General features: G+C 71.7%; 10 protein-coding genes. All 10 read left to right on the plus strand.

Translation table 11 applies throughout. The annotated features are described in order from the left end of the window. On the plus strand, nucleotides 1–780 hold a 780-nt coding region (locus ACIRDX_RS17175; protein ID WP_396626664.1), incomplete at its 5' end, for a CpaF family protein. Continuing rightward, nucleotides 777–1,655: a type II secretion system F family protein gene (locus ACIRDX_RS17180; protein WP_396626665.1), complete on the plus strand. Its 879-nt coding sequence runs from the start codon at nucleotides 777–779 to the stop codon at nucleotides 1,653–1,655. The genes ACIRDX_RS17175 and ACIRDX_RS17180, both read left to right, overlap by 4 nt. Next, nucleotides 1,652–1,867, plus strand: a complete 216-nt coding sequence (locus ACIRDX_RS17185) for a hypothetical protein (protein ID WP_396626666.1) — start codon at nucleotides 1,652–1,654, stop codon at nucleotides 1,865–1,867. Before ACIRDX_RS17180 ends, ACIRDX_RS17185 begins: the two co-directional genes overlap by 4 nt. A 67-nt stretch (nucleotides 1,868–1,934) precedes the next feature. Then, on the plus strand, nucleotides 1,935–2,810 hold the full coding sequence (locus tag ACIRDX_RS17190; protein WP_396626667.1) for a type II secretion system F family protein: 876 nt from the start codon (nucleotides 1,935–1,937) through the stop codon (nucleotides 2,808–2,810). A gap of 10 nt (nucleotides 2,811–2,820) precedes the next feature. Then, nucleotides 2,821–4,785 carry an FHA domain-containing protein gene (locus ACIRDX_RS17195; protein WP_396626668.1) on the plus strand — a complete coding sequence of 655 codons (1,965 nt, stop codon included), beginning with the start codon at nucleotides 2,821–2,823 and terminating at the stop codon, nucleotides 4,783–4,785. A gap of 16 nt (nucleotides 4,786–4,801) precedes the next feature. Further along, nucleotides 4,802–5,713, plus strand: coding sequence for an FHA domain-containing protein (locus ACIRDX_RS17200; protein ID WP_396626669.1), 912 nt, complete (start codon nucleotides 4,802–4,804; stop codon nucleotides 5,711–5,713). 66 nt (nucleotides 5,714–5,779) lie between these two features. Next, nucleotides 5,780–7,180, plus strand: a complete 1,401-nt coding sequence (locus ACIRDX_RS17205) for an FHA domain-containing protein (protein ID WP_396626670.1) — start codon at nucleotides 5,780–5,782, stop codon at nucleotides 7,178–7,180. Continuing rightward, entirely contained in the window at nucleotides 7,177–9,000 is a 1,824-nt protein-coding gene (locus ACIRDX_RS17210; RefSeq protein WP_396626671.1) for a GspE/PulE family protein, read from the plus strand. The genes ACIRDX_RS17205 and ACIRDX_RS17210 overlap by 4 nt, the downstream gene beginning before the upstream one ends. Beyond that, nucleotides 9,000–9,764 carry a PP2C family protein-serine/threonine phosphatase gene (locus tag ACIRDX_RS17215; protein ID WP_396626672.1) on the plus strand — a complete coding sequence of 255 codons (765 nt, stop codon included), beginning with the start codon at nucleotides 9,000–9,002 and terminating at the stop codon, nucleotides 9,762–9,764. The genes ACIRDX_RS17210 and ACIRDX_RS17215 overlap by 1 nt, the downstream gene beginning before the upstream one ends. A 50-nt stretch (nucleotides 9,765–9,814) precedes the next feature. Next, a partial coding sequence (locus ACIRDX_RS17220; protein WP_396626673.1) for a hypothetical protein occupies nucleotides 9,815–10,209 on the plus strand: 395 nt, incomplete at its 3' end.

The following is a 10,209-nucleotide window of genomic DNA, read 5'->3' on the forward strand; positions in this document are numbered from 1 at the left end:
AAGTTCTCGAAGAAGCTGCTGGGGATCCCGGACCTGATCGGCTTCGGATCCATGACCGAGCAGATCGCCACGTTCCTCGGCGCCGCCGTCCATGCCCGCCAGAACATCGTCATCTCGGGCGGCACCGGCTCCGGCAAGACGACGCTGCTCAACGTGCTCTCGTCGTTCATCCCGGACGATGAGCGCATCGTGACCATCGAGGACGCCGCGGAGCTGCAGTTGCCGCAGGAGCACGTGGTGTCGCTGGAGTCGCGCCCGCCCAACATCGAGGGCGAAGGCGCCATCACCATCCGCGACCTCGTCCGCAACTCGCTGCGCATGCGTCCCGATCGGATCGTGGTCGGCGAGTGCCGTGGCGGCGAGGCGCTCGACATGCTGCAGGCGATGAACACGGGCCACGACGGGTCGCTCACCACGCTGCACGCCAACACCCCGGTGGATGCCCTCAGTCGGCTCGAGACGCTGGCGCTGATGTCGGGCCTCGACCTGCCGGCGCGCGCCATCCGCGACCAGATCGCGTCGGCGGTGCAGCTGGTGGTGCAGCAGTCGCGGATGCAGGACGGCAGCCGCCGCATCACCTACGTGACCGAGATCTGCGGGCAGGAAGGCACCGAGTTCATCACCCGCGACGTGTTCCGCTTCGAGCAGACCGGCCTGTCGCCCGACGGCAAGGTGCAGGGGCAGTTCCGCCCGACCGGCCACGTGCCGGCCTTCGTGAAGAACCTGCCCAACTTCGGCATCCAGGTTCCCGAGGAGATCTTCCTCCACCAGACGCTATGACCCCGACGCTGCTCCTGTTGAAGATCGGTGGACTTGGCGTGCTCTTCGCGGCCGCCGCGCTGTTCGTGCTCGGCGGCGGCGAGTCCGTGGGCGCCTGGTGGCGCGTGCGGACCCGGACGTACGGGTCGTGGATCGTCGACGAGTTCGACGCGATGTTCGAGGCGATCACGGTCGAGCGCGCGCAGGCCTTCATCACCGGGATGACGGTCGGCGGGGCGCTGATCGGGTTCCTGCTGGGCAACTCGCTCGGCAGCCGGGTCTTCTTTGCCATCTTCCTGGCTGGCCTCGGCTACTTCGTCCCGAAGTTCTTCGTGATCTGGCGCCGGCGCCAGCGGCTCGACCGCATCGACGACCAGTTGGTCGACGCGCTGAGGCTGATGTCCAACGGCCTCAAGGCCGGCCTCAGCCTCCAGCAGGCGCTCGAGCTCGCCGTGCGCGAGACCAAGCCGCCCATCGCCGACGAACTGGCGCGGGTGGTCAAGGAGATCCACCTCGGGCGCCTGATGGACGACGCGCTGCGCCGCTTCGCCGAGCGCGTGCCGCTCGAGGACAACCGCATCGTCGTCGACTCGATCCTGACGCTGCGCGAGACCGGCGGCAACCTGAGCGAGACCTTCGACGTGATGGCCAGCACGATCGTCGAGCGGAAGAAGGTCTCCGGCAAGATCAAGTCCATGACCGCCCAGGGCATGACGCAGGGCTTCATCATGTGCCTGATGCCGCCGGGCATGCTGCTGCTGTTCTCGTTCATCGACCCGACCTACACCGCGCCGCTGTTCAACACGATGCTCGGGTGGGTGGTGCTCGCCATCATCACCGCGCTCGACCTGATGGGGCTCTGGCTGATGTTCAAGCTGGTGCAGATCGACGTATGAGCGCGCCGGGGCGGACCCGCGGGTACCGGGTGCCGGGTGCCGGGTACGGCACGCGTGGGCAGACGACGACGGAGTACCTGATGATCGCGGGGATCATGACCGCCATCGGGATCCTGATCCTGTTGTGGATGTTCCAGCCGTGGCGGGAAACCGTCGAGGACGTCGCCGACTGCGTGCGGACCGACGACTGCGAACCGGTGGGCGCGCAGTAGGGACCGACGCGATGCACGACACGACGAGAGAGGCGGGCCCCATGCCCGCGACGGGAGGCAGGGACCGATGCTCACGGTGATGCTCGTGGCCGGCATGGCCTGCGCGTTCCTGGCGGTGCTGATGCTCGTGACGAGCATCGGCGGGCCACGGTCGCGGGAAGGCAGTGCCGCGCCGTCGGAGGTGCCCGAGGGCGCGCCGGCCTTCGTGAAGGTCTTCTTCCCGCTCATCGCGCTGTTCTCGCGGCCGGCGCGCGGCGTGAAGTGGCCCACGTACCGCTCGCGCGCGGCCGTCACGGTTGCGCGCTCGGGCTGGGGCGACACCTTCACGGTCAACCACCTGCTGGCGCTGAAGATCCTGTGCGCACTGTTCCTGCCGCTCCTCGGGGCGCTGTTGTTCGCGCCGCTCCGCAACCCGGCCGTGTTCCTGATGGCGGTCGTGGGCGCGTTCGTGCTGCCCGACGTGCTGCTGAGCAACAGCCGCAAGAAGCGCGAGGCCCAGATCGTGCGGGCGCTGCCGGGCGCCGTGGACATCCTCTCCCTGTCGGTCGAGGCCGGCCTCGAGTTCCTCATCGCACTCGAGCGCCTCGTGAAGCGGGGGCTCAGCGGGCCGCTGCGCGACGAACTGACGGCGGTGCTCAACGACATCCGCCTCGGCACCACGCGCTCGGAAGCCCTGCGCGCGATGTCGGCGCGCCTCGAGATCCCGCAGCTCTCCTCGTTCGTGTCCGTGCTGGTGCAGGCTGACCTGCTCGGCGCCTCCATCGGCGACGTGCTCAAGCAGCAGGCGGCCTTCCTGCGCACCGAGCGCTTCCAGCGCGCGGAGAAGGCCGGTGGACAGGCGACGCAGAAGATCATCTTCCCGATGCTGCTGTTCATCTTCCCCGCGGTGCTGCTCGTGGTGATCGCACCCATCGCGCTGAAGTTCATCTATTCGGATTTCTGAGGGCCGGCCCGTGCGCACCCGTCGCCTGATCGTCGCCACGCCCGAGGGCGAGCGTGAACTGTTCTTCATCGGACGCCTCACGGTGGGCCGCGCGCCGGAGTGCGACATCAGCGTCGCCGACACGAAGATCTCGCGGCGGCACGCCGAGTTCGACGCCACGGGTGCGCAGCCGCGCGTCACCGACCTCGGCAGCCGCAACGGCATCCTCGTCAACGGCAAGAAGGTGGGCGGCGCGGACCTGGTGCCGGGCGACGTGATCACCGTCGGCGATGCGCGCATCAGGTTCGAGGAGCAGGTCGTCGAGGCGCCCGTCGCGCCGGGACCGGCCGGGTTCGCCTCGGACGACCGCACCGCGGTGCTGCCGCCGCTGGGGCCGGTGGCGCCCGCGCTGGCCTCCATCATCCCGGCCCAGGAAGAGGCACCACCCGTGGTGCCCACGCGCGTCCCCGAACCGGTGCCGCCGCCCCCGCCGGTGTCGGTGGCGGTGCCGGTCGCGCCCCCCGTGCCGATGGCACCGATCCTGCCGCCGGCCGTGGCCGCCTCCGATCCCGACAAGACCAACGTCATCCCGCGCAGCGGCGTTCCGCCGTCCGCGCCGCCGGTGTCGTCCCCTCCGCCCTCGCCGGCTCCGCCCTCGCCGCCCGGCGACGAGCGCACCACCGTGCTGCCGCCGCCGCGTGCGCCAGTGCCACCGGACGCGGGCGCGCGCACCGCACGCCTCGATGGCGCGGTGCCGCTCCCCGTGGCGGCGCCACCGCCAGTGGTCGCACCGCCGCCGATCGATGTGCCGCCCGTCGCCATGCCGTCGGCGGCCAGTGCCGCTCCCCACGCGGCGCCGGCCTCGCCCGCGGCGCCGCCCGTGACGCCGCCTGCGGTGGCGGTTGCGCCACCGGCCATGTCGGCTGCGTCCCCGGCCGCAACGCCCGAGGCGCAGGTCGGCGGCGGGCCGAAGTTCTCGTGGGGGGGCCTCCTCGGGCTGCTGGTCGTGCTGCTCGGCGGCCTCGCCGTCTTGCTCGGGGCGATCCCGCTCATGTTCGCCTCCTCGACCGCGTTCGATGCCTTGTCGCAGCGGCAGGCGCGCACGCTTGCGGGCTGGCTTGCTGCCGGCGTCCACCCCGGCGCTGGCGACATCGTCGATCCGGCCGTGATGGACAGCGTGCTCGCGCAGGCGGGCGTGCAGGAGGCGATGGTGCTCGACCGCGCGACGGGCCGGGCCGTGGCGCCTGGTCCGGTGGCCGGGCGCACCTTTGCGGCACTCCCAGGGATCGGCGAAGCGTGGCGTCGGATCGACGCACCCCAGGTCGGGCGTGTGGATCAGTTCGCCGATGCCTACGCTCCTGCTGGCGGCGGCGCCTACGTGGCCTGGGTGCGCTACGAACGCTCGGCGCTGCAGGACGCCGGGCTGGCGGTGATGGTGGCGCTGATGGCGTCGCTGATCTTTGCCGTCATGACCTCGCTGCTGATCCAGCGGCACACGCGGGCCGTGTTGCAGCACTTCACGCGACAGGTGGAACTGGCCGTGTCGGGGGCCAACCCCAAGGTGATGCAGGGCACCCTGATGCCCGGGCTCGAGCGCCTGCCGGGCGTGGTCGCCTACCTGCTCGAGCAGCGTCGGCATGCGCAGGCGGCAGGCGGAGCTGCCGTCGGTGCGGCCGTCGGGCTCGATGCCGCATCGCCAGGCGCGGTGGCCCTGGACCCCGGTCCGTCGTGGATCGAGGTGACGCCCTCCCTCGGTGTAACTGCCTGCAGCAGCCACGGCCCCGAGGTGGGGGCCTCAGGCTGGGCGTCGGCGCCGGGCCGGCACCTGCTCGACGTCCTCGACGGCGGCGCCCTGCGCAATGCCGTGGTCCAGGGATTGGGGGCGCTCGGCATGCAGGCGGGCGCCGAGGCCACCGTGGCGGTGCCCGATGGCCAGTCGATCGTCCTCCGACGCGAGGCCTCCGGACATGTGCGCGTGACTCTCGGCGCGCGTTGAGGTAGACAAGGCCCCGATGTCGGCATCCGATCGTTCGCCCGCCCGCCTCGTCCTGCAGCGTCCCGATGGGGAAGAGCTGGTCTACGCCCTCGAGCCGGGACGCTCGGTCACGCTCGGCCGGGACGCCGGCAACACCATCGTGCTGCCGTCGCAGTTCGTGTCCAAGCGGCACGCGCTGGTGGCATGGACGCCGCGCGGCGTCCGCATCGAGGACCAGGACAGCGCCAACGGCCTCACGGTCAACGGCCTGACGGTGCATGCGGCGCAGCTGTCGTCGGGCGACGTCATCCAGATCGGCGACCAGCGCTTCGTCTTCGAGGTCGAGGGGCAGTCGACCACGCCCACCGCGCCGGGGGCGACGACGCCGGCCAGTCCGGGCAACAAGGGCCTGAAGCTGATGCTGGCCGCGCTGTTCACGATGCTCTTCATGGTGGGCATCCTGAGCGTGGTGTACATGCTGGTCATCAAGCCGAAGGTCGACGAGGAGAACGCGACGGCCGGGGCGCGGCGCGAGGACCCCTCACTGCCCGCCGACACGAAGATCGAGCCGTTCGATTCCCCGCAAGCCCGGGCGATCGAGCAGCAGGCCCTGGCCGCGAAGGACAGTCCGGTGGGCTGGCTGTTCGACGAGGGGCAGCTCGCCTACCGGAACGGGCGCCTGCTCGACGCCTATCGCCTGCTCAGTGGGGCGCTCTCGCGCGATGCGACGCACGAGCCCTCGCGGCGGCTGCTGTTGCGCGTGATGGGTGAACGCGACCTGCGCCTGCGCAGCCTGCAGGCGGCGGCCACCCGCGCCGATGAGGAACTCAAGTTCGAGGAAGCGGCGCAGCAGTGGGAGGCCATCCAGGCGCTCACGCTCGAGAGCGAGGCGCTGAACGCCCGGGCCAAGGCCGAGGCGACGCGGCTGCGCCAGCGCGCGACGCCGTAGCGGCACAGTGCGGGTCGTCGGCGTGGGGGCCTCATCGCCCCTGCGCGCCGGCCGGAGTCATCCGACATGCCCAAGGTGATCATCTGGCGCGACGGCGCCATCGAGACCGAGTTCGACCCCGGCCACCGCGACTGGCGCATCGGGCGATCGGAGACCAACGACATCACGCTGCTCGATCCCCGCAAGTCGGTGTCGCGCTTCCATGCCGAACTGCGCGAGGAGAACGGCCGCTGGGTGTTCATCGACCTGAACAGCCAGAACGGCAGCTGGAAGGACGGCCAGCGCGTCAACCGGCTGGCGCTCGAGCACGGCCACGAGGTGCTGTTCGGCGACTACAAGCTCGCCTTCGAGGACGTGCGGATCCCGGTGCCGCCCCCGGTGCCGCCCCCGGTGCCGATGGCGGCCGAGGACCACACGGCCGACGTGCAGGCCGCCACGGCGGACATCGCCGTGCCGCCCGACCAGACGCTCCTGCTTCCCGGCAAGTCGGGGTCGCCATCGCCCGCGGTGCTGGCGGCGCCTCCGCCCCCGGTCGTGCGCCATCAGCCGAAGGGTCCGCCGCCCCGCAAGGGCGTCAACCCGGTCATCCTCGTGCTGTTCGTGGTGTCGATGCTCGGCGCAGTCGGGGCCGTGGCCTGGAAGTTGTTCGGCACGCAGACCGTGGAGCCGCGCGTGGTGCAGCAGGAGGCGCCCGCCGAGCCGGCGCCCGTGCCCCCGCCGGCGACACCCGCGCCCGCGCCCACGCCAGCGGTGCCGCCGCCTGCCGACCCCGCACCGGCGCCTGCCGCTCCCGCCGTCCCGGCAGCGACGACGACCCCGCCGGTCGTCGCTCCGCCGCCGTCGGCTAACCCGTCGGCCACCCCGGCGGCTACCCCGGCGGCCAAGCCTGCCACCGCACCTGCGGTCGTGCCACCGCCGGTCGTGGTGCCCGCCGCCCCCGGGGCGCCGAAGGCTGTGGCGCCGGCGGCGCCGGGTGCGCGCCCGAAGCGCACCCCGCCCGCCGCGCCAAAGGACAACCCGGCCGTCGTGAGTCGCTACGAGGAGGGCCGCCGGGCGCTCGGTGCCGGGCGCTTCGCCGAAGCGGAGCGGGCCTTCCAGGCCGTGCTGGCGCAGCAGCCGGGGTTCCGTGATGCGGGGGCGCTGCTCGAGCAGGCCCGGCAGGGGCAGGTCGCCGCACGCGAGTCGGCACTGGCCGATGCGCAGGCGGCCGAGCAGGGCGGCGACTGGACGCGCGCGATCGCGCTGTACGAGCGTGCCGGCGCCGACGAGCAGGCCGCCGCAGCCCGCACGAAGATGACCGCCGCCGGCGACGATGCCTATCGCAAGGCGCGGCAGTTCGATGCGCGCAATCGCCCGACCGAGGCGATGACCTGGTACCAGCGCGCCATCGCGTGGCTGCCCGACAGCGATGCGCGCAAGGCGACGGCGCAGGAGCGCGTGGCGGCGCTCAAGGGAGGCGGGGAGTGACCGACGCCGAGCTCGACGCGCGGCTCGGGGAACTGCTCGTCTCCTCGAAGGCCCTCGACGCGTCGCGCGTGGACACGGCCCGGGTGTTCCAGCAATCCCGCGGCGGGACGCTGGCTGGCTCGGTGCTCGCGTTGAACCTCGCGACCGACAAGGTCGTGCGGATGCTGCTCGAGGAGATCACGGGCATCAAGACCGTGGATCCGTCGCTCATGACGGTGTACCCGGACTTCCTCGAGCGCGTGAACACCCTGGTACCGCCGCGGGTCTGGCTGGCGATGCAGGCGTTCCCGGCGCAGATGGAGGTCAACCGCCTCCACGTGTGCCTGCTGAACCCGACCGACGCCAGGTACCGTCGCGCCCTCGAGTCGCTCTCGGGGTGCCAGGTGGTGCCGCTGCTCGCGACCGAGCCCGCGGTCACCGCGGCCCTGTCGAAGCACTACGCCGCGGCACTGCAGGGGCAGCCGCTGCGCTACGTCGGGGAGGCCTCGCTGCAGGTCGCCGAGGCCGCGTACCACGAGGCGATCGCCTCGCCGTTCACCGCCTTCGTCGACGGCGCCGCCTCGTTTGCCAACCGCACGCGCGACAGCCTCGGATCCGGCGCGCAGGGGCTGGAGCTGCTCGCCCGCGAACCGGTGATCATCAGGCTGGTGCACCAGATCATCGCGCGATCGGTCGAGGAGGGCGCCAGCGACATCCATGTCGAACCCTCGGAAGGTCGCCTGCGGGTGCGGGCGCGTGTCGACGGCGCGCTGCGCGTGCTGCACGACCTGCCGCCCTCGGTGATCCTGAGCGTCGGCGCGCGGCTCAAGGCCATGGCCGACGTGCCGCTCACGGCGGCCGCGGCCCCCATCGACGCCCGCATCGGCTACGACCTCGTCTGGGGCCGACCGGTCGACCTCCGCTTCTCGCTCGTGCCGTCCATCTCCGGCGAGAAGGTGGTGATGCGCGTGCTCGATCGCGCCCGCCAGCGCCGCGACCTGAGCGACCTCGGCGTCGACGAGGAGACGCGCACGCTGCTCGAGGAGGCCTCGGACCTGCCCAACGGCCTGCTGCTGGTCACCGGGCCCACCGGCAGCGGCAAGAGCTCGACCCTCTACGCGCTGCTCGACCGGCTGAACACCGAGGACGAGTGCATCCTCACGGCGGAGGACCCGGTCGAGTCGCGCATCCTGGGCGTCACCCAGGTGCAGTGCGATGCGGAAGACCTGACCTACGCGATGGCGCTCAAGAGCTTCCTGCGCCAGGATCCCGACGTGATCATGGTGGGCGAGGTCCGCGACGCCGAGACGGCCGACATCGCCCTCAAGGCCGCCCTCACCGGTCACCTCGTGCTTTCCAGCCTCCACACCAACGATGCCGCCGGCGCGGTGCTGCGCCTGCTGAACATGGGGCTCGAATCCTTCATCGTCGCCTCGTCGCTGCGCCTCGTGGTGGCCCAGCGCCTCGTGCGACGCCTGTGCCGCGAGTGCCGCGTCACCTCCGAGATCGACGTGCGGACCCATCCGCTGACGGCGGCCTTCGAGCGGCTGCACCATCACGGCCGCGCGACCATCCACGAGCCACGCGGGTGTCCTGCATGCGGAGGGTCCGGCTATCGCGGCCGCACGGGCATCTTCGAGGTGCTGCGCATGTCGGCCGCGATCGAGGACCTGGTCATGCGGCGCGCGTCGGTCTCCGAGATCCGCCTGCAGGCCTGGCGCGACGGCATGCGCACGCTGCGCGAGGCCGCCCTCGCCAAGGTCCTGATCGGCGAGACGTCCCTGGCCGAGGTGCTCGAGCACACGGTCGCCGTCGACATGCCAGACGCGGTGCCCGCCTGATGCACGCACCACCTCCCATCACCGTCGGCGGAAGCGCCACCGACACGGGCCCCGTCCGCGAGATCAACGAGGACCGCGTCCTCTGCGACGATCGCCTGGGCATCTACGCCGTGTTCGACGGCGTGGGCGGGCACAATGCCGGCGAGGTCGCCTCGCAGCTCGCGCTCGAGACCGTGGCCGGCTACATCGCGCGGTCGGCCGGCAACGCCGAGGACGACACGTGGCCGATGGGCTGGGACCCGCGCTTCTCGGCGACGTCCAACCGGCTCCGGACCGCGGTGGTCCTCGCGAACCAGCGCGTGCACCTGGCGTCGCAGTCCGATCCGAGCCTGCAGGGCATGGCGACGACGGTGGCGGCCGTGCTCGTGGCGGACAACATCGTGTCGTTCGCGCACGTCGGCGACAGCCGCATCTACAGGCTCGGGCCCGGTGCCTCGCGACTGCTGACCGAGGACGACTCGGCGATGGTGGATCAGCTCGACGCGGCGGGCGAGCGCATCGGCTCGCGCCGCGTCATCACGCAGGCGCTCGGCGCCGAGGTCGAGGTGACGCCGTCGATGGCGGAGATGCCGATCCCGGCCAAGCTCCGTCTGCTGATCTGCAGCGACGGGCTGCATGGCGTGGTGGCCATCGAGGACCTCGAGGCGTCGGCCGTCGAGGGCGACCCGCACGACGTGGCCGGCCGCCTCATGACGCGCGCCATCGACGCCGGCACCAGGGACAACGTGAGCGTCCTGATCGTGGACGTGGGAGAGCGACAGTGAAGCAGAGCCCCGGCCTTCGTCCATCACCCTTCGCCCTTCTGCTGTTGTCCGTGATTCCGGTATTCGGCATCGCGGCCTTGCCCGACGCCGCCCTGGCCCAGCCGTTGCCGGCCAAGGACACGCAGCCGTACAAGAGCCAGGTCTACAACGTCGCCTTCAGCTACCCCAAGAGCGACTGGGTCGCCGTGCCCGCGACCGGCGGCAACATCGCGCTGCTGATGCAGAAGAAGGGCGAGGCGAGCCTGGCGCTCGACTACACGCTGCTGCGCGTGGCCCTGGCGGCCGACGAGATCGACGACACCTTCAAGGAGATCGAGCTCGAGCAGTTGACCCAGCGGGCGCCCCACGCCCGCGTGGTGAGCAGCGCCCTGACCGAGTTCGGCGGCAACAAGGTGGTGATGATCCGCTACGGCGCCAGCGGCCTCACGGGCGACCTCGACGTGAC

This window comes from Luteitalea sp. (assembly GCF_044337415.1).
In the GTDB taxonomy this organism is placed as follows: Bacteria; Acidobacteriota; Vicinamibacteria; order Vicinamibacterales; family Vicinamibacteraceae; genus Luteitalea.